The organism is Croceitalea marina, assembly GCF_042684265.1.
Taxonomy (GTDB): domain Bacteria; phylum Bacteroidota; class Bacteroidia; order Flavobacteriales; family Flavobacteriaceae; genus Croceitalea; species Croceitalea marina.
This window is the reverse complement of record NZ_JBHULB010000008.1, coordinates 353,809-378,333: the sequence shown is the minus strand read 5'-3', so window position 1 is coordinate 378,333 and position 24,525 is coordinate 353,809. Positions and strand designations below refer to the sequence as shown.

The following is a 24,525-nucleotide window of genomic DNA, read 5'->3' as shown; positions in this document are numbered from 1 at the left end:
TTTTTTATTTGTTTTGATTGTTAATGATGAACCAAAAGTGCAACTAGGAGTTTTAAATTTCTAATGTCTATTACTGAACTGTAGTAATTTATAGCTGAATTGTAATATGGTCTCATTTTTGTTACCTTATTTGAAAATTATAACCATGAAGCCGGTCAACATTCAAAAAACACTTTTGGTATGCTTTCTTTTTTTTGGTGTTAACGGATTTTGTCAAGATTCGTACTTCCCGAATACCACATTAAGAAGTCAAATACGAAAGACTGTTTGGAAAGAATTAAAGGAGCAAACCCCTCAGAAATATCGTTTTATGACAGGCTTGATATTCAATTCAAACAATAGTTTTGGGCTTTATGAAGATGCCGCTAAAAAGTATGGCTGGAAACCTTATGAGTTGCCGACGGTTGTAGCTTTTTACGATATAGTATTAAGGGAAACTGTTTCTGCCACCACTTTTACCGAAGAGAAAGTCGAGGAAATTTACGAAAAAACAAAATCTGATTATGCTAAAGGCAGGATAGATGCTGGGCTAAGCTCAAGCCGAAAACAAGAAAAGTATGATGCTATGATTGTGAGGGCTTTATGGGTAGCCACGGTATTTGAGTTATCTAAAAAGAAAAGCACGGAAGTTCAAAAAATAGCGGCATCCTTATTAAGAAAATCTGGTGAGTTTACTTCAGAACCTTCTGAGGTTGATGATAATACAGTAGTAAAAGAAATAAATACGACACCCCCGACTGTTAAAAAGCCGTCACCAAATGGCAATACCACCGAAAAGGTGAATGACATTATACTGAGAACAGCAACCAAGTATTGTTTAAATGGAGTATACGTAGCAAATGACGTGAGCGTGCTTTACAATAATGGAGATATTTTCACCAATCCATCCGAACCTTTGAATGGATTGAATATTGCCGAGTCAAAAAGAAAGAATCCGAAAAAATGGCAAAGATGGAAGAAACAAGGAAACATACTCTATGTTACCGATCCAAGAAAGAGAAAGACGTACGATTGGAAAAAATGGTTCAAGGTCCGTTCGGCTTCTAAGAGTTTCAAACTATCCGGCAGGTATAATACTTCAGATGGGTTTGGAGGAGCAACCGTGATTAACGCCAGTACGGTTGTTTTTGACCAGCAAGGTCGATTCGCTTGGAAAACAATAAAAGGAGGCAATACCGATTGGAAGCCTATTTTCTCAAAGAGTACCTCTGCAGGTACTTATGAAATTGATGGATATACCATCACGTTAAAATATAATAATGGAGTGGAGGAAGCCTTTTTCTTTGGGCTTTACCCCAAAGATAATGAGCACTTTGTTATTGGTTCAAGTCATTTTGCTCCGACCAAGAACTGATTTAGAGTTCCAGACCCATTTGATAGTCCGAACGTTCGTAAGGTGTTGCTACTCCTTTTATTTCTTTAAAGCCTAGTTTCTTATATAAATTGATTGCCGGTGCCAAAGAGGTATGCGTTTCAAGAAATAGTTTCTTGGCACCCAATTCCTTAGCTTTTTCAATGATGCAAGTAGCAAGTAAATGGCCAATACCTTTTCCATGTACCTTTGGCGAAACACCCATTTTTGACAACTCATAATCATAGCCCGTATTTTGCATTTTAATAAGTGCGCAAACACCCACAGGTTTCTCATTTTGTAACGCCACAGCAATGTAACCACCATTATCGATAATATGACTTTGAGGATTGTCTAGCGATTTGTAATCGGCTTCCTCCATCTTAAAATACTTCTCGATCCACCATTGGTTTAAATCTTTGAAAGCCCGACTATACATACTTTCAAAAGGCACAATGACAATATTTTCCTTGTTTGAAGTACGCACCTGCTAAGTAGTCAAGCTTTTTCTTTTGCCCACGATTTCGACCAGCCAATAAATCAGTTGACCTATTCCGCTAACGAATACAAAAAGTAAGACCCAAACAACCAATAAGTTGTTTTCTTTTAGATTGGGGTTTTGTACGGCGTGGACGATGTAAAAGATAAGACTGCCAAATGAAATTAAAATGGTCAAAATAATAAAGGCAAAAAACCAGATAATATTTCCAAAGATTAAAGAAGTGGAAATATTTCCATTTGCTTCAAAGTCTTCTATATTTGAGAATATGGAGAAAATAAATAAAAAGTAGACTATAAAAAATCCAAAGAAAACTATGATAGGGGTCAAGGCAAAAAAAGCTTGCCAAAATTTACTATTCAACATGATTCGTTTATTTTAAATTAGATTGCTTTTCAATATGTCTTGCAATTTCTTGTGCTGTTACATCTTTAACATTTAAATTTTTAATTATCGCAGCGTGGTCTTGTTGCCTCGTTTGTGAAAGTTTAAAAGCGGCTTGAATATCTCTTATCTCAATTTTGAAGCCTACCACACCTTTTACTTGTTTCAAGGTCTTAGAAGACATATCATGCAGCGAAACGGGATTTTCAGACTCTTTTTCATACTTGTTCACCAGCTTATGTAACGACTTCATAACTTCTTCTTCGCTAAGAATTGATAATTTTCCATATACATGTACTGCGATATAATCCCAAGTTGGCACCTCTTCCTCGTTATACCATGATGATGAGATATACGAATGGGGGCCATTGAATATGCATAATACTTCGGGTTGCTTTTCAAATTCTTTCCATTGCGGATTCACCTTTGAAATATGGCTTACCAAAATAGCCTTTCCATGTTCATCATGATCCAACTCTAAAGGAATATGTGTTGCCCATGGTTTTCCATCCACTTGATTTACAAGAATACCAAAACTATTTTCTTGAATAAACTTTTTTACCTCTGCTATGTTTTCATTTTTGTAATAGTGTGGTATATACATACGGTTTATATTAGGCTATAGAAGAAAATTCATATCAATATTAATGAAAAAGGCCCGACAAAATTTGACGAGCCTTAATTTTTTTAATGGGTATAAGTTTAATTAGCTTCTTCCTCTAAAATAAAATTTTGAATGGTTTTGTTAGATGCTACTATTTGAACTTCCACCGTGTCGCTGGCTATATATCCTTCCAATTCGGCTATAGCCTTATAAGTTCCTTGGTTGAGACCCATAATCATATAATTTCCATCCACGTCTGAAAATGCAGAGGTGTTTAAAGTGTCTGCAACAATTACTGAAATTTGAGCTCCTTCTAGGGCTGTTTCCACATCCTCGGTTATTGTTGTGATTGTGCCGGCAAGTGTACCTGAGGTAGCAATGTTACTTGCTTTTATGACTGGTTTAAAATTGAACCCGTTGATACCATCAACTCTTTTCGTATTTCCTTTTGCCACAAAAGAGCGACTTACATCAAAATCTAACAGTAAATCTGAAGAAAGCCCGCCTGCGACGGTGAGGCCAGGCTTGATAAATACTTTTATACCACTCTGTTCACCACTTGGCACCTTTAAATCAAATGTTCTACCATCGGTCAATACCACATTTACACCTCTTACATATACCCTAAATAAGTCATAGGTCCCAACAGGTACTTCTACATTGGCCAATTGTTCGGTAACACCATTGGTCAGTTCCAAAAGGTTGGTATCTATCTCATCTTCCATTAATACGACAAAAGAAGAGTCATCATTTTCTTCATCGTCATCAGATTGAAGCCTCGCCTCAATCTTGAAAATCGTCACATTTGCCTCGGCTACCAGAGCATACGGAAAAGGGGCGTCAGTTAAGCGTACACTTAATCTGCCTGTTTCGCTATTGGTATTTGAATCGTCTGAACAGCCTATAAAAAGTAAGGCTGAAGCCAGGAAAAAACTAAAAATTAAATTCTTTTTCATTTTACGTGTTTTAATTGTTTTTAAGAGGTTAAGTACTCTTTCTATTAAGGTTATGTATATAGAACAACCGAAAATGAAAATATCCTCATTAAAACTTGACTTTTTTTAGTTCTATCACGAGCAAAGTCTAATTTTGAAGTAAAAGTCGGAGCTCACAGCACCTACAAGAGTTAAAACTAGTCGAATTTATCTTTATTCTCTTTATTCTCTTTCTTCATTTCTTGATATTTCGAATAGAGTCTAAAACCAAGTCGGGCAAATAGAATTATTGCAATAAGGGTAATAATATCAATTGTGTTCATAGCTTCTCTTTTTTAGCAACTTTACCAAACCATTTTGCGATTACGTTTTCAGCGGGTTTAAAACGGGGGGAAAAGTCTAAATTTTTTGCCGCTCCTTCTTCTGTACTTCGGTGGTCCCATTGCCAAATATAAACTCCTGCAAACCAATCTTTACGCCATAGTTTCTTAAATAATGCCTCAAAAGCGAGCTGTTGGGTTTTATCAGATTTCTTGTTATATAAAATTCCAAAATTTGAGCCCCACTCCCACGGCTTTATGGTAGCTGAAACATCACTTTTATATCCGACCTCGGTAAATAGAATCGGTTTTTTGTAGGTTAGGTGCAGTTTCTCAAGTTTAGCGATATGCCTGTCCCAACCTTTTTCTATAGTTTCTAAATCAGGACTTTTGTTTTTCGTAAGGGGAAAATAGGCCTGAATTCCTATATAATCTAAATCTCCCCAAAAATCGATATATTCATATTCGTCATGCCAATTTGCGGCATAGGTTAACTTCCCTGAATAAATTCCCCTTATTTTCCGTATGAGTTTTTTCCAGCGTTCGGGTTGTTTTTTTATCGATGTCTTAAGCTCGGTGCCTACACAAAATAATTCAACCCCGGTATGTTCTGCGAAACGCGCATAGTACAACATATAATTTTCATAAGAGTCGAACCAAGTATCCCATTCTGCGTCCGAGGCTAAGCTGAGATTCGCGCGCCAACCGCTAAAGGTCCATAAGTGGGGCTTTAATTGTACATGTAGCCCTTTCTTATGCATCGCCTTTATAGACTTTATAAAAACAAAATCTCTATACAACCACGGGGCATCGGCGTCTACCGGTCTTCTAACGGTTTTAGAGGTTTCATCTTCTTGATCGATGAACGGAATAACGGCAACCCATTCTATATTGGCTTTAATAAGGGCATCGGTAGCAATTTCATTGTCTACCGAACCCCAGCCAAAAGTACTCATGCCCCGATGCATTTTGTCTACGTCGTACAAAGCATTGGGTGCACCTTTGTTATTCATAAAATGTTCTGCCCAATCATAAGAATAGTTTTCGTTAGAATTGGCGAAAATCAAAGTTTTAAGCACAATAAAAACGATAAGTACGGGGGCAAGAAACCGAATGGCCAATTGTTTAAGGGCAATTTTAGCACCTTTCTTTTTATAGGTTCTGATAAAGTATCTAATAATTAAGAAAAGAACTAAAGCCACTGCAAAAAGCATATGAATGGCTACAATAAAACTAGAATTTGACAAAAATTCGAGAAACAAACCGGCCGCCTCATAAAATGTTCGTTTGCCTCGTGAAATTATGCTTGTAACCAGTATAAAAACACCAAGCCATGTCAACAAATAGATGACAAGAGTATTCCGGATTTCGTTTTTTAATGATGATTGATGAAACATTGCCTTTTAAAGATACTGAAATAAGACCTTAACCCGTCTGCCCATCGCCATCAATATCTTTATTCAAATGTTCTTCTAAAGCGACCAATGTTTTTTTAAGCAAGGCTCTAGTTTTTTCAAGTTCAAGCTCTAAATGTGTAACGCGGTCTTCAATATTGTCGGCTTGTTGTTGTTACTTTTCTAGTTCGTCTTGCTGCAATAAATCCCAAAATACACCCACATTAGTCCTGTTTTGTTGATGATTGGCCAATTACTTCACCCGGAATTCTATCCTCGCGAATTGTTCCATTTTTTTTGTAAACGTAGTACGAGTGATTGTCGCTATCTAAAGCCACGGAATTTTCTACCTTTTCATTAATAAAATGAATTGCTGAACGGTCGTCACAGGCGTAACCATCGGTTAATTTTCCTTCTAAAATATTTTTATGATAAAGCGGTCTTCGAGACTTTTCTGAGTTGTAATGCGGGCAATGGCTTTTCTTTATAAAGGCTAATCCTTCTACAATACTAAGTTCTACTGGCCGCGAGTCTGTAGTTCCGCCGCTGGTCCAACATAAAGAGCCTGCACTACCACCCCCCATCACGGTACCATTCTCATAAGCTTTGCGCAAGAGAACATCAATACCCTGGGCTTTCCATATAGCTAGCATGTTTAAGGTGTTTCCTCCTCCGACTACGATGGCATCCATTTTATTGATAATGGCCTCAAAGGTTTCCTTTTGGTCATAAGAGTTTATCCAAACCTTTAAAACATGAGGTTTCACCTTAATTTGGCTACAAACCTCATAAAACCTGGCAATATAGCCCTCATCATCTCCGCTGGCGGTGGGTATAAAACAAATGTTCGGATTTTCTTTTCCGGTCATTTGTGCCATATACTTTAAGAAAGGTACGGTATGGCGACCACTGCCATAAATTAATAACTGTCTTTTCATGAATACTAAAATAAAAAAACCTTATTCGCCAGAAGCCCTGCGATTCTGGCCGTTTTTACTTCTTGAATTTCGACCTCGATGATTCTGATTTCCCGACTTGTTGCGATTTTTATTTCGGTTTCGATTTCTATTACCAGAGTTGTTGGATTTTTTAACCTGTTTTGGATTTGCAGGTTCTTTAGAATCGTCAACATAAGGGTTCTCGGCAATTCGAGGTACTTCTTGCTTTATCAACTTTTCAATATCCCTTAGGTACGGTCGCTCCTCAACCTCGCAAAAAGACAATGCTATCCCACTAGCACTTGCACGACCTGTTCTTCCGATACGATGCACGTATGTTTCCGGTACATTGGGTAAATCGTAATTGACAACCAAAGAAAGCTCTTCAACATCGATTCCACGGGCGGCAATATCGGTTGCTACCAGTACTTTTAGCTGTCCTTCCTTAAAGGCACCTAAAGCTTTTTGGCGTGCAGTCTGTGATTTATTGCCATGTATTGCGGCAGATTCGATATCCGCTTGGGCCAACTTTTTAACAATTTTATTGGCACCGTGCTTGGTTCTTGAGAATACCAATACAGATTCTTTGGTTTTATCTTGAAGTATATGCACTAAAAGTTTGGGTTTATCAGATTTGCTCACAAAATAAACCCCCTGCTCCACTTTCTCTGCGGTCGCTTGTTGCGGTTTTATGGTCACCTGTTCAAAATCTCCCAATATTTTTCTTGAAAGTTCAACAATGGTTTTGGGCATTGTTGCAGAAAAAAACAGTGATTGGCGTTTAGGGGGTAGCTTGGCTATGATTTTTTTGATATCATGAATAAACCCCATATCCAGCATCTGGTCCGCTTCATCAAGCACGGCATATTCGATATCCTGTAGCGATATAAATCCTTGATTCATTAAATCTAACAGACGCCCCGGGGTAGCAATTAAAATGTCTACTCCATTTTTAAGGGTATTTACCTGCTTGCCTTGTTTTACCCCTCCAAAAATTACTGTATTCCTTAGCCCGGTATGCCTACCATAGGCCGTAAAACTTTCACCTATTTGTATGGCCAGTTCTCGAGTGGGGGTGACGACCAAAGCCTTTATGCTTCTTCTTCGCTCTTGCTGATTTTTTGCAAGAAATAAATGATGCAAGATAGGAATACCGAATGCAGCGGTTTTACCAGTGCCGGTTTGCGCTACACCTAAAAGGTCTTTTCCTTTTAGTAAAATTGGGATTGCTTGTGATTGAATCGGGGTAGGATGTGTGTAGCCTTCGGTTTCTAAAGCTTTTAGTATTGGTTCGGCTAAGCCGAGGTCTTTAAATGTCATATTATTTTATCAGTGGCGAAGGTACTGGAATTTGTAACAATCCAGTCGCATAAAATTACAGTTGGGTAATTCTTATTGCCCAAAGAACACATGTCTTTCGACTTTTGACCTGTCAATCAAAAACGATAAACATGAAAAGCCAAGTTACATTTAGTCTTCTTTTTCTAATGGCCTGTGTCTCATCAGCACAGCTTACCATTAATGGCACTGTCACCGATAAATCAAACGTGCCAGTGGCGGGTGCCAATGTGTATTTAGAAGGCACCTATGATGGTTCTTCTACCGACGATAATGGTAAATTCTCTTTTGAAACCTCTGAAACGGGCACACAAACCCTTATAATTTCCATGTTGTCCTATGAACCACATTACGAGATAGGCGATGTTTCTTATCTCAAAAATTTGAATATTAGGCTTTTAGAAGCGGTAAATTCGCTTACTGGTGTAACGCTCACCGCCGGAACATTTGAGGCAGGCGACAATTCAAAAGTTTCCGTTCTTAAACCGTTAGATATTGTTACTACGGCAGGGGCAGCAGGCGATTTTGTAGCAGCGCTGCAGACTTTACCAGGCACCAGTACTGTAAATGAAGATGGGCGTTTATTTGTAAGGGGTGGCGATGCCGGTGAAACTCAAGTTTTTATTGACGGTCTTCGGGTTTTTCAGCCTTTTAATGCGACGGCCAATAATATACCCACTAGGGGAAGATTTTCTCCTTTTCTATTTAAAGGGATTACCTTTAGTACCGGGGGATATTCAGCGGAATATGGCCAAGCCTTATCAAGCGTACTTCTACTGAACACAACCGATGTTCCTGACCAGGAGAAAACGGATATTTCAATAATGTCAGTTGGCGGGGGAGTGGGTCATACCGAAATTTGGGGTGACGAATCTTTGAGTTTTAATACCCAATACATCAATCTTGCACCTTATGAATCATTAATACCGTCTAATCAGGGTATTCGTTGGAACAGTCCGTACGAATCTATCTCTGGTGAGGCAGTCTTCAGAAGTAAAGGAGAGAAAGGTATATTCAAGCTTTACACGGGCTTTAACCACGCTGATCTTGATATTGAGCAAGAGAATATCAATTTTGATGATTTTGTTCGTTTTCAGCTTACCAATAACAACCTATATTTCAATTCGTCATACAAACACTTTTTTGCAAAAGATTGGACATTAACTTCTGGTGCTAGCATTTCTTGGGATTCTAATGCTATTGGAATAGTTGAAAATAGGATTGACGTAAAAGAAACAGGCTCGCATTTAAAGTTGAAACTAAAGAAGAGTTTTACCAATAGATTTTCTTTGAGTTTTGGTACGGAATTATTCAATCTTGATTATGAGGAAACATTTAAAGCTCCTGATGGATTTGAATTTGATAGTGATTATGATGACCAACTATTTGCTGGTTTTGTTGAGAGTGATATTTTCTTTAGCAACAAATTTGCAATGAAATTAGGAGCTAGAATTGAAAACTCTTCTGTATTGAATGAGTTTTCTTTTTCTCCACGACTCTCTTTAGCATATCAAAGTAGTGAAAAGGGACAGTTTTCCTTTGCTTTTGGAGATTTTTACCAGAATCCGCAAAGTACCATTCTAAGCTACGACCAAAGTTTAAATGCCGAAAAGACTTCACATTATATACTAAACTATCAGTATTTAGATAATGGTAAAACCTTTCGTGCTGAAGCTTATTATAAAGATTATAGTGGTTTAGTCAAGTATAATACAGAATTACCACAGTTTGATTCGCAGTATTCAAATAACGGTTCAGGTTATGCGAGTGGAGTGGACCTTTTTTGGAGAGATAACAAGAGCATAGACAATTTAGATTACTGGGTATCCTATAGTTGTTTAGATACGGAACGAGATTTTAGAAACTTTAGAGAGCAAGCAACCCCAAATTTTGCATCGAAACATAATCTATCTGTGGTTACCAAGTATTGGGTTAATAAGTTACGTTCTCAAGTGGGCTTATCTTATAACTATGCTTCAGGAAGACCATATGATAACCCAAATACAGCAGATTTTTTAGCTGAAAAAACAAAGTCTTTTAATAATCTAAGTCTCAATTGGGCTTATCTAATAGACCAACAAAAGATTTTGTACTTATCCGTAAATAATATCTTGGGTTTTAATAACATTAATAACTATCAGTATGCAAATACGCCAAATATTGATGGTGTTTTTGATAGGCAGGCAATTAGACCAGCAGCGGATAGCTTTTTATTTGTTGGGTTCTTTTGGACAATAAGTACGGATAATAAGAGTAATCAGTTAGATAATCTATAAAAGTATAAACATCTCACCATCAATAAATTGAAATTTGCAAGGGTAAATATTACATACACAACATAATATTTAGTCGAAAACTTTTTTTAAATAGTTTTGGAACTTAATTAAAGTAATGCAGACCATTCAGAAAATTTTATTGATTTTGTTGATATTGTTATGGCATACAGAGTCTTACTGCCAAAATACTTATGCTGATGACTTTAATACTCTTGCGTATAGCAATAATACTGGAAACTCATCTTTTTCTTCAAACTGGATAGAATCAAATGAAACAACTAGTCCAACCAGCGGGAAAATTCAAATCACTAGCAATCAACTACGTTTTCGTAACTTAGATGATGTAATTATTACGCGAGACCTTGACTTAACAAATGCAATAGCAGCAACACTTACTTTTACATACAATAGAACTAATGGGGATGAAACTTTAGAGGTTTTACTTTTTGATGGTACTTCATACTCGGTAATAACTACTTTAAATGGTTCGGGCTCTTTAAGTTACTCTTTAAATCCTAATGAAATAAGTCCAAATACAAGCATTAGATTTCAATCTGGAAGTGGAAATTGGAATGGTTCAGAAGAAATATTGATAGATGATATTTTATTTAATGTACAATTTCCAAACAACCCACCTGATATAGTTGGCTTTGGCGATGATGTTATGTGTCCTGGCGATAGTAAACCTATTGCTAAATCTATATCTATATCAGATACAGATGATACTTCTACAGAAAATGTAAGTGTACAAATTTCTTCAGGCTATGTAAATGGAGAGGATTTGCTAACTTTAACAGGTTCTCACCCAAATATAACTGCAAGTTGGGACATAGTTGAAGGTAAATTAACACTAACAGGTCCTGCCCTTTACACAGAATTTGAGGCAGCTATTCTTGATGTTGTTTATTCAAGCAGCGGATTAAATCCAAGTGGGACAAGACAATTTTCAATAACAGTTGGAGAGGCAAATTTTTTACCAGCATCGCAACATTATTACGAATTTGTAGCTGCCCCAGGAATTACATGGACTGTTGCTGAAACAGCAGCTGCAAGTCGCTCATATTTTGGATTACAGGGATATCTAGCCACTTTAACATCACAGGAGGAAGCAGATTTTTCAGGATCTCAAGCAGCTGGCTTTGGATGGATTGGGGCAAATGATTCAGCAGTTGAAGGAGAATGGAGATGGGTAACAGGACCTGAAGCGGGTACACAATTTTGGAGTGGCGGTGTAAGTGGTACTGAACTAACCTATGCTAATTGGAATGGTAGCGAACCCAATAATTGTTGTGGAGGTGAAAATTATGCCCATATTGCTGACCCTTCAGTTATTAGAGGGGGTGCTCCGACTGGAGCATGGAACGATTTGCCAAATACTGGAGGCGGTGGCGCATATGCATCTCAAGGTTATGTAGTGGAATATGGGGGTATGCCTGGTGACCCCGTTCTTAACATAACACTTACAACTAAAATAATATTTTCCTGTACAATTATAACCAATAGGCGAATTACTTATAGGGTTAAAAGAAATTAATCTATTTTCTTTAAGATTAAAATTTTTACAATTCGTCATTTAAATTTTACAACTCGGTTATTTTAACTTTTTTTTATAGGCTGTTGTTCTGATTTTTGAAGCATAAAATAAAAGTCATGAAAAAATTAGTACTTGTAATATTAATTGTAGCAATTAATGGAATAAAGGCTCAAGATCAATATTCTAAGGGTATGCAAAAAGCAATGGAATTGTGGTCTGAACAAAAAACAGTAGATGCTTCGAACTTATTCGAGCGCATAGCGACCGCAGAAATGGATAATTGGCTTCCTTACTATTATGTAGCAATGGTTAATATTACAGCATCATTTGGAGAGGAAGACGAACAAAAGCTGAGTTTGCAACTCGAAAAAGCTAAGGAATATATAGATATGGCTAAAAATATTTCGCCGGATAATGTAGAAATATTGGTTTTAGAAGCAATGATGAATACCGCTTGGATAGCTTTTGATGGTGCTACCTATGGGATGACACTTTCAGGAAAAAATGTACAACTTTATAAAAAGGCAGCAGAATTGGCACCAGAAAACCCCAGAGTAGTATTTGGAAAGGCGGAGTGGGATATGGGAGCTGCAAGGTATTTTGGAAAGGATACTGCCCCATATTGTAAAGATATTGAAAGGGCTTTACAACTTTTTGCTACTTTTAAACCAGAAACAGAGTTTCATCCCAACTGGGGTAAAGAACGTGCTGAGCAGATTGCTGAAGAATGTAAATCATAGTTTATGAAGAATTTTATTAAGGTTCTTAAGGTTTCGTTGATTATAACGGTCTTTATCTCTTTAATGAATATTTTCATTTTTAATGATGGTGATTATAGTATCGAAAATGCGATAAGGCAGATTATTATAAGCTTTATATTTTCACTAGCCCTTACGGCTGCCAACTCCTATTATTACGATGGTATAAGCTTAAAGTACGATTGGGAGAAAGACCCTAAAAAACGCTTATGGTTCGGCGCAATAGGTTCTATAGTAATCACCATTGTTGTTTTTGCGATTCTTCGCTACTTTCTAACGTTTTATTATACTGGTAGATCATTGGGTGAGTTCATTGAAAAAGAAGAATTCACACCTTATCTGATAGCACTGATCATAACCCTGATCGCTTCGCTTTTTATACATGCCTTCTATTTTTACAGGGCCCTTCAGAAAAAGCAGGTCAAAGAACAAAAGATAATTGCAGGTACGGCATCTGCACGTTTTGATGCTTTAAAAAACCAGTTAGACCCACATTTTTTGTTCAATAGCTTAAACGTACTTACCAGTTTAATAGAGGAGGACCCACATCAGGCCCAAAAATTTACCACTTCGTTATCAAAAGTATATCGCTATGTGTTAGAGCAGAAGAACAAAGACTTGGTAACGGTTGATGAAGAATTGAATTTCGCAAGAACTTACGTTCGGTTACTAAAAATGCGTTTTGAAGATAGCATCGTTTTTGAGATTCCTGAGGCATCTTCAGACCCTGAAGCTAAAATAGTACCCCTCTCACTTCAGTTGCTCCTGGAAAATGCGGTCAAACATAATGTAGTTACTTCGTCAAGACCTTTGCATATAAGCGTTTTTGAAGAGAATGGTAATCTTGTTGTAAAGAATAATCTTCAAGAGAAACAGGTCGTTAAAAAAAGTAGTGGTGTTGGTCTGCAAAATATTAGGCAGCGCTATGACATTCTCACCGATAGAAAAGTAAGTATAGACAAAAAAACTGATGAGTTCAGCGTTGCTTTGCCTATGTTGAGTAAAAAAGTATCCATACTCGAAACCCAAGAAACACATATTGAAGAAAAGCGCTATCTAAAAGCAAAAGAACGTGTAGATGCGATAAAAGGGTTTTACAGTAATCTTTTCGCCTATTTAATTGTTATTCCCTTTCTGTGGTGGCTTAATCTTAGAACCACGGATTTCTTATGGGCGATTTTCCCTACACTTGGTTGGGGTTTTGGTCTTACCGCCCATGCTATGGAGGCCTTTGGCTACAATCCACTTTGGGGAAAACGATGGCAAGAAAAGAAGATCAAGGAACTTATGGACAAGGAGGATTTTTAAAATAGATTTTACCATTTTAGTTTTCTTCCTCATAAATATCAAACTCCGCTGAAACAGTTTTCATAAGTTCAGTATTCTCAAAGTCTTCATCAGACATTGTTGAAAGTCTGTTTAAATAAAGATCAAACTGCCCATTTTTAAATATAGTGAGCATTTTTCCGCCTTTTTTGCAACTTGCAGCGTGCCATACGTTAGGAGGAACTGTAATCGTATCGCCAGGTTTAGCGTTGACAGTTTCATCATCAAAAATCAATTGAACTTCACCTTCAAGAATGTAAAATACTTCAGTCATTATTTTGTGATGGTGCCTCGCAAGGTAAAAACCGGGTTTTAAGGTATCTTCTACAAAACAAAGTTCGCCATTGGTTTCATTTGATGAAAGTTTGATGAAGCAGTGGTCTTGCGCGTAGGGATAGTTGTCACCCTCACCAGCTTTAATAATTTCCTTTTCTTTCATAAATTTACTTTATACTAGGTATATGAATTAAAATTTACCATTTTTATTTTTCCATTCCGATTTTTGGGGAATAGGTGCAATTACATCCCAGTGCTCTACAATTAAACCATCTTCCAATCTAAACAGATCATAGTATGCTGTGTGTTGCGCTTTGCCAAATTTGCCTTCGCTTAGTGTTAAAACAAAGTTGCCTTGACCTAACACCTTGTGTAGGGTCTCATATTCCATTACCAAACCATTTTCAGCAAAATACGTCATGGCATCACCAAAACCGCTCAGTCCATCTGCCACGGCAGGGTTGTGCTGAACATAGGCGTTAGGGTTGATATAATTAACCACTTTGTCCATTTCTCCATTCAAAAGAATGGTATCTACAAACTCTTTTACCTTGCCCTTGTTGGCATCGGTCTGGTCCAAGTCGGTTATAACAGTCGAACCGTCAAATTGCGTGTGTCCGCTTGGGTTTGGCTTTTGAACCTCTAACATATTGTCCCAATGTTCTACAATCAGTCCGTCTTCAAAACGAAACACATCGAAACCAGCTTTGGGGCCAAAAAAATTATATTTGCTGTGGGTGAACACATAGTCACCATCTTCGAAAGCCCTAATCACTTTAGCTTTGAATCCGCTATCGGGTGCCATTTTAAGCATTCCCTCAAAGGCTTTTGCGCCATCAGGTGCTCCCAAATTATGTTGAATGTAGTTTTCAGAATTCACATACGCCATTGCGCTCGTATCCCCTGTATTGAAACTGTTCAGTAATGCAATAGCTTTGTCTTTGTTCGACATTGGAGTGTTTATAGAACCGAGAGTTGAACAGCGAAACATCTTTATCGTAGGTTGATCCATCATGCCCATAAATTCTTTTGAGATATGGTTGCTCATAAAGGGCTGTAGGGCAGCATCAGAATTCTTTTCGGTATCCCAATAGACTACGACCACTTGCTCACCTTTATCATTTGCTCCTGTGACTCGCTGTACAAAGCCTTCTTTGGGAGCCGTTACCTTTACAGCAACCTTTTCATTTACTTTGTTAAATTTATCAAGATTAGCTTCATCTGCTAAATTGAACTCCATTACCTCAATAAAGTCACTGTTTTCGGCGGTAAAACCCTCATGGATGTTGAAACGGTTCATTTTCATGGTTGCCCCTTCTATCATGCCGGCGTAATCGGCCACAGAAGCATCAGTCATAAATTTATCCATAGAAGCTTTGGCATTGGTAAGTGTGTTCCAATATACAATGACCATATAATTGCCATTTTTGTCCACAGCGCTTTGTCTTTTTATAAAACCTGGCTGTTTGATGGTAAAATTACTTTCAACCATGGCATCCAGTTCGTTAAATGTTTTTTGACTTGAAGTCGTTTTGAGGTTGAATGTAGTTACCTCGAGAACTAAATTTGGTTTTGGTTTTTCACAACTCGCTATTGATAATACAAGTACTGCCAACAAAATTGACTTGAAATTCATGATAGTATTTTTATGTTAGATTTTCGTTTGTAAAATTAGAGTAGACGGGCCTACAAGACACTATCATTATGAGAGCAAAAATGGTAAAAGAATAACCATTTTGTATTTATTGCTTCCTAAATTTAAGAGGAGTCGCGCCCGTATTCTTTTTAAAAAACTTAATCATATTGGCTGGTTCGTCAAATCCTGTTTTGTGACTGATTTCTTTTATGGATAAGGGAGTGGTCACCAAATACCTTTTTATTTCAATGGTGACATAGGTGTCTATAAAAGCTTTGGCCGTCTTTCCAGTCAACTCTTTTGCTACATCGTTCAAAAACTTGTATGAAATATTAAGCATAGCGGCATACTTTTTTGAATTCCGGGTCTCCATGTACTTTTTTTCAAGTAATACCTTGAATTGTCCGAATAGCTTTAACCGGTGCCGATTTACATCAATAACCTTTCTAAACTCTTTGGCTCGTTCAGCTTTAATAAGTAGTACATTTAAAAGTGAGCCCAGAATCTCTGATTTTCCAAGATTGTTTGGAGTAGCATATTCTTCATGTAACTTTTTTGCGATACCAAAAAAATCATTGTTACCCAGCTCCTTTTGGTGAATCAAAGGGGATTCTATATGATAATTAAATAATCGATTAAGTTGTAATTTGTTGGTAAGAAAATAATGTTTGTTTAAAAATTCGGTATTGAAAACAATTCCATAGCCTTTTGCTTTTGTAATACTTTTTGAAAAACGTTGGATTTGGTTTTTGGCCACAAAAAGTGCGCTTCCCTCTTGTAAATGGTAAAAGTGAAAGTCAAGAAAATGAGTGTATGAGTTCTTGATGACCACAAGTATTAAGTAGAAACCTATTTGATGTGTCTCAAATGGATCATGATCTTTCGACTCCACTAATTTTTTGTAGAGCACCTGAAAATCCATTACCTCAACGCAGAGCTCCTGATTTTTTTTGAAGACTACATTGGGTATTTTTTGATTCATTTTATTCGTGATTTAGATAAAAGTATTCAAAAAAATACTCAAAACGATGCGTAGCCTAATACTTTGACAATCCATCCACCGAAAACTACAATTCGGCCACACAGTTTTTTAAAACCCCCTATCTATTAAGACATTTGATATGTAATTAAAAAACATAAAAAGATGGAAAATAGAGACGACCTCAGATATCAAAAAGCAAAAGAGCGTGTAGAAGAAATAAAGGGATTTTACAGTAATCTAACGGCTTACGCAATTGTTATTCCCCTTCTGGCATATTTAAATTATCAAACTACGGATTTCCCATGGGTTATATTTCCGGTATTAGGTTGGGGTCTTGGGCTTTTATTTCATGGAATATGCGCTTTTGGTTATAATCCATTGTTTGGCAAAAGCTGGGAACAACGAAAAATTCAAGAATTAATGAACTGCGATGAGTTCTAAAAACTGTAACTAAACACTATTCATCTGGGTAACTATTCAGGTTAAAACAATTATTATGGAATTCAATACAAATGACACTAAATATAGAAGGGTATTAGATAGAGTTGCCAAACTAAAGCGGTTTTATGGACAAGCTTTAAGAGGTTTGTTGGCGATTCTAATAACAGGTGCTATTAATTACTATCTTAACGAATGGAGTCATCCCTGGTTTTTATGGGTAGTTTTCGGCGTTGTAGTCTTGACCATTTTAAGGGCTATAAGACTTTTTGGTGCAACTATTTTATTTGGAAAAGACTGGGAAGAACAAAAAGTAAGACAATTCATGGAAAAAGATAATTTTTAAACTATTTGTAATTTTAATCAAAAGGGCAATCAAAACAAGTTAAAATGGAAACCAATAGAACCGAAAGCAAATACCAACGAGCAAAAGAACGTGTTGAAGAGCTAAAAAAGTTCTACGGTCATTTAACCTCTTACATTTTGGTAATAGGCAGTCTAGCTATATTAAACTATTGGGTAGATGGATGGCGATATATGTGGTTTTTATGGGCTGCTTTTGGCTGGGGTATAGGTATTTTGGCCCATGCTTCACGTACATTTAATCTAAACCCTTTCTTCAATAAAGAATGGGAGCAAAGAAAGATCAAGGAGTATATGGAAAAGCAGGAAGAACAGGAAAAATGGAGGTAATCATGAAAAATTATAATAAGGATAAGTACGTTAAAGCAAAAAAGAGGGTGGATGAGCTAAAAGGATTTTATATACATGCCACAATTTACACGGTAATCAATGCTTTTATTTTAGTAAATATTTTTATACAAAGTGGATACAATGGCAGCGGTTTCTGGCAGATTGAACATTTTTTCACCTTGTTTTTCTGGGGTATAGGCTTGTTTTTTCATGCTTCAAAGGTGTTTAGGTTAAATCCTTTTTTCAATAAGGATTGGGAGCAACGCCAGATAGAAAAGTATATAGAAAAAGATAAGGAAGAAGCTGATAAATTCACAAAATGACAACTGAAAATAAACAACCAATTAGTCCTCTCATTAGAGCAAAAGAGAGGGTGAGAAAACTAAAATCGTTTTATAAACATCTAACGGCTTATATTCTTGTAAGTGCCATGCTGCTTATACTTTCGGGCAGGGTGACATTCGTTCTTTTAAGCAAAGAGGCGCTAGGCAATCCAGAGTTTTTAGAATGGATCAATTGGAACCTCTTTGGAACTCCGATTATATGGGGTGTAGTTGTGCTGATACATGCAGCTTATGTTTTTATGAATAGTCCGTTTAAAAGGTGGGAAGAAAGGCAAATCCAGAAATTTATTAAAAAAGATAAAGAGAAAACGGAAAGATATCGTTAATGCGCTATATTTAATGTTTAGCAAACCAATAGAAAGCTATAATGAACGTAATTGTAATAGAAGACGAAAAACCCGCGGCAAGAAGATTGGGCAGGCTATTGGCCGAACTTGATGTTCAGGTTTCTACAATGTTGCATTCGGTAGAAGAATCTATCGAGTGGTTTCAAAACAATGAACACCCCGAACTGATATTTTTGGACATTCAACTTTCAGATGGGCTTTCATTTGAAATTTTTGATGTTATCGAGGTTAAAAGTGCCATCATATTTACTACCGCTTTTGATGAATATGCACTACAAGCTTTTAAGTTAAATAGCATTGATTATTTGTTAAAACCCATTGATGATGAAGACCTAGAAAAAGCGGTAAAAAAGTACCGTGATTTTAAGCCTGAAAAAGATAGAATTTCAGTAGATTTTGAAGATATAAAAAAGCTACTTGTAAACCCCTTGGAAAGGGAGTATAAAAAACGATTTACGGCTAGGGTAGGGCAGCACTTAAAAATCATTAACGCAGATGAGGTGGAATGTTTTTACAGCGAGAACAAAGGTACTTATGCCGCAACTATAGATGGTAGAAATTATTTGTTGGATACTACTTTAGAGAATTTGGAAGAAGAGCTGGCCCCAAAAATATTTTTTAGAGTAAGCCGAAAATTCTATGTGAACATTAATCACATTAATGACATTATTTCGTACACCAATTCAAGGCTTCAAATCAAGCTGAACCACTTTAAAGAGCAAGAAATCATCGTTAGTAGAGAGCGTGTCAAAGATTTTAAGCTTTGGTTAGAATAATAGTGTTTAAAATATTGATTTAAAATAGATTAAATCTATCAATAGATTTTTCTTATAGTAGCTTTTTTTGAGATTTTTGCTACTTTTCATCAATACGATTGTCATCAAATGCAGAGGGCAATAACTTCGGTATTAATTTTATAAAGATAGGCAATAAAACGGCTCCTCCGGGCAATATAAAAATAGCTAATGAGGGAATAGATTTAAAAATATCCAGTAATTGTAATTGTATTTTTTTTCGCTCCTCTTCATTTAATTCCTTAGTGGTAGCTTTTGTCAATAATAAAACCAATTCTTTACTTTCAGACAATTCTTTCTTTAATCTTTTACTATTTCTTAGAATTATTTTACTGACATTTTTCGTCATTCCATCGTAGAATTTAGAGGCTAGATTGGTGTCCTTTAAATAGGGTATTTTTTCAAAATTTTCTTCAAAGAAAATCCGCACATTTTTTAATGCATTTTTGATGGTGTTTTCTTCATGATTTAGGTCCTTCCCAAGACGGTCTATGTACTCCGATTCGGTATAATCTAATGAGTGGTCTTCCCAAACGGTCAGGCAAGCGATATCGAGCAGGTATTTTTTTTCGCAGAAAGTAAAGTTGGTGTAAAGAATGTTTAGATGGTTATTATCAAAATTTGCATTTTCGATATCAACATAAGTTAATGAAGAAGCAAGAAGTTGAATTAGTTTTTCATCTGACTTACGCGTTTTCTTAGAATTCAAGGCCTGATAAGCGATATTTACGGTCACATATTCCAACAGTTGCGCGTGCCGAATCAAATTGGTTTTATCCGATAGATAGGCCCTAAATAACAAAACATCTATAAAAAGCAGTGAATTGGTGATGCTATTTCCGAATGCTCTGTTAAATATATTGCCATTCAAATAGATTCTTGAATCTATCAATTGCTCTAACTGAGCATCTGTCTTACTTCCGGTAAGTATTTTATTTAAAAAAGAAATTTTGCCTAGGTCTAGGGTATTGTAATAGCTAAATACCGTATTTACAAACTCTTCAAAATTAATGTTACCCGTATCAAAGCGATAGGAGCAGTATAGCGCGGATAACAGATTGATTTTTGCTACTTCGTCTTCAGATAATTTATGCTCCGTTTCTATAAATGAAGGTACGGCCAAATGCACACCATAAATAAACCCGTTTAATAAAAGGTCATCATAAAGGGCATCAAAATCTTTGTAAGCTTTGGAGTATTCATCTGCTAAAGAGCCAAATTTAGAAATCCATCCTGAGGCTGAAGGGTTCATAAGGTAGGTTAATTAAAACTCAAAGAAAATGAAAATATAGGACTTCACCTACACTTCTATACAAAGTATATGATTCTCAGCTAGAATTTTCATTAAGACAATTTTAACATATTAAACCAAACCCCTAACTGTGATGTCCCGTAGGTAGGGTTGTATTAATCTTCAAACAATTATAAGAAATGAAAAAAACAACTAAGTTTTTCACTGGTTTTGGGCTGTTGGCCCTCGCAACGGGCATTTTTATTGCTGCAGACCACATTGACGCACCGGCTAGTATGGGAACAACAGCCGATATCGCGGACTATTTTGCGTTTGAGCCTACTATGGGCTCAGATAATACAGTTTTTATAGTTGACCTGCAGTCTAATGTTGTGGATGGATTGGCTTATGGAACATTTGACGAAGATGTTTTAACAGAAATAAACATTGATTTAGATGGTGATCTTACCGAAGACATGGTTATACAGGCTATTCCTCGCGACGGAAGAATGTATTTCTTTGGCCCTATTACCCCTGATCAAACGGGGCTAAATAGTCAAGTTTTAGTAGACAGCCCTCTAGGCGATGTCGAAATCTCTGCTACTTCGGCTATAACAGAAACGACCTCAGAAGGTGTATCGCTTTTTGCAGGTCCACGACAAGATCCTTTCTTTTTCGACTTTTTCCGTTTTAATGAGGTTTTAGCTCCTAGCCCTATGGATAATAGTGGTTTTAATGTGCCGGGGGAAGATACTTTTGACGGCGCAAATACAATGTCCATTGCAATTGAAATACCGAATAGCATGATAGGTGAGGCTACTGGGACCAATGTAATAGGGCTGCCAGTTTATAAAACTTGGATAACGACAAACAGAAAACAGTAATTACAATCTAAAAACTAAGAACATGAAATTAAATAGTATAAAACACATATTTGTAGGGTTATTACTGTCCTTTGTAGTGGTAAGTTGCAATAATGATGATGATATGATGATGGATGACGACATGATGGTAGGGCCAGATTTTTCAGGAACATTTGCTCAAGTGGATCATATGGGCCGTCCGGGTATCAATACGGTGTTAGGTGCCGACGGTGATGCAAAGGATGCACACAATATTTCAATTCCGGCAAATCAGGGAGCTGCTTTTCAAATGGCATACCAAGAACGTTTAGAGGCATTACATGATGCCTATGCCATTGCGTTAGGGCTAACAGCAGAAGATGTAGACTATGAACCTAATATTTTAAGTGGTATTCTTGGTTTTGATGTGACCGCGGAAATATTAACCAGTGTACTTGCTAGCGATGTTTTAGAAGTCGCCCCGGATGCACAAACGGTTTATTTTGATGGCAGCGTACCTGTTGGTTTTACCGGCAGAAAATTACAAGATGATGTGATTGATATTTCGCTTATTCTTCTTTTTGGAGGTCGCGACGGTGCACGTTTTAATGGCGAAGGAGGTTTACCACAGTTAGTCACCGATGGCGTTGGGCTCACCGCAGATAATATTACTACTACATTCCCTTATATAGGGTCTCCTGAGTAAGATGATGTATGCTATGAAAAGGAGGTAGAAGGGGAGTTTTAAAAAGCTCTCCTTCTTTTTTAACAACTAAAATCACTACAATGAAAAACATAGTTTATAGTATAGCTGTTCTGCTTATCGTTTCTTGCAACGTTACAAATACAAAATTTGCGACCAATTCAAAAGACTACGAGGTCTATTTGTCTCCTCACCAAGTGGAAACAACTTCAAAACATTTTGAATTATGGAATTCAAAGATAAAACCGGACAGTGTTCAATTATTAAGTTTCCCTAACATTGCGGGCGAATACAATCGTTTCTTTAAAAAAACAGGTGAAATTACGTATTTAAAGAAAGCCGAAAAAGCTTTAGTGAAAGCCGTTGAAATCGCTAATATGAATAAAGCGGGGTATCGAAGAGCTTTAGCACGCAATTATATTTCACAACACCGTTTTAAGGAGGCACTCACACTTGCTGAAGAGGCTTCAAATATCGGTGGAGGAAAAACGGAAACACAAAGCCTACTTTTTGATGTTCATATGGAACTGGGCAACTACAAAAAAGCGGAAGCCTATCTAGACAGTATTAAAGACATGTCCAGCTTTGGATACCTTATCCGAATTGCAAAATGGAACGATTACAAGGGAAACCTTGATACGACCATCACATTCATGGAAAAGGCTATGGCAAAAGCAGAATCATCTAAAAACAAAACACTTCTACTTTGGTCATATAGCAATATTGCTGATTATTATGGTCATGCAGGTAGAATAAAAGACTCCTATAATTATTATCTAAAAACATTAGAGCTCGACCCCCAAAATGCATATGCTAAAAAAGGTATCGCTTGGATTGTCTTTTCCTATGAGAAAAATGGAAAAGAAGCACTTCGCATTTTGGATGCCGTTACGGAAAATTATAATGCTCCAGATTATTATTTATTGAAGGCAGAAATTTCCGAATTCATGAATAATGAAGTGGCCGTAATAGAAAATATGGATAAATATTACACGGCTATTAAATCAGAAGCACATGCTTATGGGGATATGTATAATGCTTATCAAGTAGAGTTTTACCTAAACCATACAGAGCAGTATGAAAAAGCATTAAACCTGGCCTTAAAAGAAGTAATGAATAGACCAACTCCCGAGGCTTATGGCCTTTTGGCCCAAACATATTATAAAATGGGCAAATATCAGGCTGCCTTAGAGGTTGTGGAGAATCGCATAAAAGGCAAAACCTTTGAACCGGCCATTTTATATAAGGCCGCCGAAATTTATAAGGCTAACAATAAGTTAGAAAAGGTAGACGCCTTAAAGCAAGAACTTTTAGGGGCTGTATACGAGTTGGGTCCGGCATCTAAAAATGAAATTTTAAGTTTATAAGATATCCGATTGTAGGATGTTTAGTTGTTTTTAAGTAGCTCTCCGATATTGTCGGAGAGCTTTTTAGGTTCTAATTTTAGTACTTGACCTGAGATATGTACCTTGTAAAAATGCGCAGCTATACTTTAGGTATTTTGACTTTAATTTTTGTTCTATTCGGCACCGCTATTTTTGGTCAGACGAATACCCAAGGTGTCAAACAAGATTCAATCAAGAATTTTAATCTTACCGCACTACCCGTAGTCTTTTATCTGCCGGAAACAGGTCTAGGTTTCGGCGGACTTGGTATTGCCACTTTTCGATTTAAAGATGAACTTGAAACGAGCAGGCCATCATCGGCTCAATTAGGTGTAAGCTATACTACAAAAAATCAGTTGCTTGTCTTTGCACCCTATGAATTGTATTGGGATGATGAGAAATGGCGTATTGTTGGTGAACTTGGTTTTTATAAATATTTCTATAATTTTTATGGGGTAGGTATAAACTCCGACGAAGCGGATTTTGATACTTACGACGTAACTTTTCCCAGATTTCGATTTTCTATTCTCAAAGAAGTTTTGCCAAATATATCCTTAGGCGTAGGTTATGAGCTTGATATCTTCTCAAATTTAGGTATTACTGAAGGCGGAATTTTAGAGGCTTCAGACGTTATCGGCAAAGAGGGGGGAGGTACTGTATCGAATATTGGTGTTCAAGCTTTTTATGATTCTCGCGATAATATTTTTTATCCGACCAAAGGTTTTTTTATTCAGGGTAGTGTGTTTTCTGCAGCGAGGTTTTTGGGCTCTTCTTTCTCGTATTTCAAATTTAGTTTAGATAATAGATTCTATAAAACTGTTAAAGGGAAACATATTTTAGCGGCTAATCTTTTCATTGCGAATAACGGAGAAGGAACCCCTTTTTTTAATCTTAATTACTTAGGCTCTAACCGCACAAGAGGCTTTAATGATAGACGTTATCAAGACAATGCCGAGCTTAGTACGGTGTTGGAATATCGTTTTCCTATCTCGGGAAGATTTGGAGGAGCCGTTTTCGGCTCTACAGGAACGGTAGCTTCGAACTTCAGCGATTTGTTCGCTTCAAGATATCGCAATGCGGCCGGTTTGGGGCTTCGATACATTATAAACAAAAAAGACGGTATACGTATTCGTGTGGATTACGGATATACCGCAGAAGGTGGAAATCTTTATTTTACGATACGAGAAGCTTTTTAGT

General features: G+C 36.8%; 27 protein-coding genes. 15 read left to right on the top strand and 12 right to left on the bottom strand.

Annotated features, from left to right (window positions below; all coding sequences use genetic code 11):
* Positions 1 to 145: 145 nt before the first annotated feature.
* Complete coding sequence (locus ACFSQJ_RS08755; RefSeq protein ID WP_377766571.1) at positions 146 to 1,354, top strand: hypothetical protein; 1,209 nt, start codon at positions 146 to 148, stop codon at positions 1,352 to 1,354.
* Position 1,355: 1 nt separating this feature from the next.
* Here ACFSQJ_RS08755 and ACFSQJ_RS08750 read toward each other — a convergent pair whose 3' ends face one another.
* From ACFSQJ_RS08750 to ACFSQJ_RS08715, 8 genes are all read right to left on the bottom strand, one after another.
* Positions 1,356 to 1,838 (bottom strand): GNAT family N-acetyltransferase, encoded by a 483-nt coding sequence (locus tag ACFSQJ_RS08750; protein ID WP_377766570.1) that lies wholly within the window; start codon positions 1,836 to 1,838, stop codon positions 1,356 to 1,358.
* A 3-nt stretch (positions 1,839 to 1,841) separates the two neighbouring features.
* Positions 1,842 to 2,216 (bottom strand): hypothetical protein, encoded by a 375-nt coding sequence (locus tag ACFSQJ_RS08745; protein ID WP_377766569.1) that lies wholly within the window; start codon positions 2,214 to 2,216, stop codon positions 1,842 to 1,844.
* A gap of 7 nt (positions 2,217 to 2,223) precedes the next feature.
* Positions 2,224 to 2,838: an FMN-binding negative transcriptional regulator gene (locus ACFSQJ_RS08740; protein WP_377766568.1), complete on the bottom strand. Its 615-nt coding sequence runs from the start codon at positions 2,836 to 2,838 to the stop codon at positions 2,224 to 2,226.
* A gap of 98 nt (positions 2,839 to 2,936) precedes the next feature.
* On the bottom strand, positions 2,937 to 3,794 hold the full coding sequence (locus tag ACFSQJ_RS08735) for a DUF4382 domain-containing protein (protein WP_377766567.1): 858 nt from the start codon (positions 3,792 to 3,794) through the stop codon (positions 2,937 to 2,939).
* A 176-nt stretch (positions 3,795 to 3,970) separates the two neighbouring features.
* Positions 3,971 to 4,096 (bottom strand): hypothetical protein, encoded by a 126-nt coding sequence (locus tag ACFSQJ_RS08730; protein WP_377766566.1) that lies wholly within the window; start codon positions 4,094 to 4,096, stop codon positions 3,971 to 3,973.
* Positions 4,093 to 5,490 carry a glycoside hydrolase family 113 gene (locus ACFSQJ_RS08725; RefSeq protein ID WP_377766565.1) on the bottom strand — a complete coding sequence of 466 codons (1,398 nt, stop codon included), beginning with the start codon at positions 5,488 to 5,490 and terminating at the stop codon, positions 4,093 to 4,095. Before ACFSQJ_RS08725 ends, ACFSQJ_RS08730 begins: the two co-directional genes overlap by 4 nt.
* Positions 5,491 to 5,711: 221 nt before the next feature.
* Positions 5,712 to 6,425: a Type 1 glutamine amidotransferase-like domain-containing protein gene (locus tag ACFSQJ_RS08720; RefSeq protein WP_377766564.1), complete on the bottom strand. Its 714-nt coding sequence runs from the start codon at positions 6,423 to 6,425 to the stop codon at positions 5,712 to 5,714.
* A 21-nt stretch (positions 6,426 to 6,446) separates the two neighbouring features.
* Entirely contained in the window at positions 6,447 to 7,745 is a 1,299-nt protein-coding gene (locus ACFSQJ_RS08715) for a DEAD/DEAH box helicase (protein ID WP_377766563.1), read from the bottom strand.
* A 131-nt stretch (positions 7,746 to 7,876) separates the two neighbouring features.
* Here ACFSQJ_RS08715 and ACFSQJ_RS08710 point away from each other — a divergent pair, with 131 nt between their 5' ends.
* From ACFSQJ_RS08710 to ACFSQJ_RS08695, 4 genes are all read left to right on the top strand, one after another.
* A complete protein-coding gene (locus ACFSQJ_RS08710) occupies positions 7,877 to 10,039 on the top strand; it encodes a TonB-dependent receptor (protein WP_377766562.1) in 2,163 nt (720 codons plus the stop codon).
* A gap of 115 nt (positions 10,040 to 10,154) precedes the next feature.
* Complete coding sequence (locus tag ACFSQJ_RS08705; RefSeq protein WP_377766561.1) at positions 10,155 to 11,573, top strand: C-type lectin domain-containing protein; 1,419 nt, start codon at positions 10,155 to 10,157, stop codon at positions 11,571 to 11,573.
* 116 nt (positions 11,574 to 11,689) lie between these two features.
* Complete coding sequence (locus tag ACFSQJ_RS08700) at positions 11,690 to 12,313, top strand: hypothetical protein (protein WP_377766560.1); 624 nt, start codon at positions 11,690 to 11,692, stop codon at positions 12,311 to 12,313.
* Between the two features lie 3 nt (positions 12,314 to 12,316).
* Positions 12,317 to 13,639 (top strand): 2TM domain-containing protein, encoded by a 1,323-nt coding sequence (locus ACFSQJ_RS08695; protein ID WP_377766559.1) that lies wholly within the window; start codon positions 12,317 to 12,319, stop codon positions 13,637 to 13,639.
* Between the two features lie 16 nt (positions 13,640 to 13,655).
* Here the strand turns inward: ACFSQJ_RS08695 and ACFSQJ_RS08690 are convergent, their stop codons facing one another.
* From ACFSQJ_RS08690 to ACFSQJ_RS08680, 3 genes are all read right to left on the bottom strand, one after another.
* On the bottom strand, positions 13,656 to 14,096 hold the full coding sequence (locus tag ACFSQJ_RS08690; protein ID WP_377766558.1) for a cupin domain-containing protein: 441 nt from the start codon (positions 14,094 to 14,096) through the stop codon (positions 13,656 to 13,658).
* 27 nt (positions 14,097 to 14,123) lie between these two features.
* Positions 14,124 to 15,569 carry a nuclear transport factor 2 family protein gene (locus ACFSQJ_RS08685; protein WP_377766557.1) on the bottom strand — a complete coding sequence of 482 codons (1,446 nt, stop codon included), beginning with the start codon at positions 15,567 to 15,569 and terminating at the stop codon, positions 14,124 to 14,126.
* A 106-nt stretch (positions 15,570 to 15,675) separates the two neighbouring features.
* Complete coding sequence (locus ACFSQJ_RS08680) at positions 15,676 to 16,551, bottom strand: helix-turn-helix domain-containing protein (protein WP_377766556.1); 876 nt, start codon at positions 16,549 to 16,551, stop codon at positions 15,676 to 15,678.
* Positions 16,552 to 16,713: 162 nt separating this feature from the next.
* Between ACFSQJ_RS08680 and ACFSQJ_RS08675 the strand changes: the two genes are divergently transcribed.
* The 6 genes from ACFSQJ_RS08675 to ACFSQJ_RS08650 are packed head-to-tail and all read left to right on the top strand — an operon-like array spanning position 16,714 to position 19,149.
* Positions 16,714 to 16,992 carry a 2TM domain-containing protein gene (locus tag ACFSQJ_RS08675; protein WP_377766555.1) on the top strand — a complete coding sequence of 93 codons (279 nt, stop codon included), beginning with the start codon at positions 16,714 to 16,716 and terminating at the stop codon, positions 16,990 to 16,992.
* 55 nt (positions 16,993 to 17,047) lie between these two features.
* A complete protein-coding gene (locus ACFSQJ_RS08670; protein WP_377766554.1) occupies positions 17,048 to 17,335 on the top strand; it encodes a 2TM domain-containing protein in 288 nt (95 codons plus the stop codon).
* Positions 17,336 to 17,379: 44 nt separating this feature from the next.
* A complete protein-coding gene (locus tag ACFSQJ_RS08665; RefSeq protein ID WP_377766553.1) occupies positions 17,380 to 17,682 on the top strand; it encodes a 2TM domain-containing protein in 303 nt (100 codons plus the stop codon).
* Entirely contained in the window at positions 17,619 to 18,005 is a 387-nt protein-coding gene (locus ACFSQJ_RS08660) for a 2TM domain-containing protein (protein WP_377766552.1), read from the top strand. Before ACFSQJ_RS08665 ends, ACFSQJ_RS08660 begins: the two co-directional genes overlap by 64 nt.
* Positions 18,002 to 18,352 (top strand): 2TM domain-containing protein, encoded by a 351-nt coding sequence (locus ACFSQJ_RS08655; RefSeq protein WP_377766551.1) that lies wholly within the window; start codon positions 18,002 to 18,004, stop codon positions 18,350 to 18,352. Before ACFSQJ_RS08660 ends, ACFSQJ_RS08655 begins: the two co-directional genes overlap by 4 nt.
* Positions 18,353 to 18,393: 41 nt before the next feature.
* The gene (locus ACFSQJ_RS08650) at positions 18,394 to 19,149 is read left to right on the top strand and encodes a LytR/AlgR family response regulator transcription factor (protein ID WP_377766550.1); all 756 of its coding nucleotides are present in this window, start codon (positions 18,394 to 18,396) and stop codon (positions 19,147 to 19,149) included.
* Between the two features lie 79 nt (positions 19,150 to 19,228).
* On the opposite strand, the gene ACFSQJ_RS08645 is transcribed toward ACFSQJ_RS08650, so the two are convergent.
* Positions 19,229 to 20,419, bottom strand: coding sequence for an LETM1-related biofilm-associated protein (locus ACFSQJ_RS08645; RefSeq protein ID WP_377766549.1), 1,191 nt, complete (start codon positions 20,417 to 20,419; stop codon positions 19,229 to 19,231).
* A gap of 179 nt (positions 20,420 to 20,598) precedes the next feature.
* On the opposite strand from ACFSQJ_RS08645, the gene ACFSQJ_RS08640 reads away from it, so the two are divergent.
* The 4 genes from ACFSQJ_RS08640 to ACFSQJ_RS08625 all read left to right on the top strand — a co-directional run bounded on the left by ACFSQJ_RS08640 (position 20,599) and on the right by ACFSQJ_RS08625 (position 24,524).
* The gene (locus ACFSQJ_RS08640) at positions 20,599 to 21,282 is read left to right on the top strand and encodes a DUF4331 family protein (protein ID WP_377766548.1); all 684 of its coding nucleotides are present in this window, start codon (positions 20,599 to 20,601) and stop codon (positions 21,280 to 21,282) included.
* A 22-nt stretch (positions 21,283 to 21,304) separates the two neighbouring features.
* Entirely contained in the window at positions 21,305 to 21,946 is a 642-nt protein-coding gene (locus tag ACFSQJ_RS08635) for a DUF4331 family protein (RefSeq protein ID WP_377766547.1), read from the top strand.
* A gap of 80 nt (positions 21,947 to 22,026) precedes the next feature.
* The gene (locus ACFSQJ_RS08630; RefSeq protein ID WP_377766546.1) at positions 22,027 to 23,310 is read left to right on the top strand and encodes a tetratricopeptide repeat protein; all 1,284 of its coding nucleotides are present in this window, start codon (positions 22,027 to 22,029) and stop codon (positions 23,308 to 23,310) included.
* Between the two features lie 110 nt (positions 23,311 to 23,420).
* Positions 23,421 to 24,524 carry a BamA/TamA family outer membrane protein gene (locus ACFSQJ_RS08625; protein WP_377766545.1) on the top strand — a complete coding sequence of 368 codons (1,104 nt, stop codon included), beginning with the start codon at positions 23,421 to 23,423 and terminating at the stop codon, positions 24,522 to 24,524.
* Position 24,525: the final 1 nt, after the last annotated feature.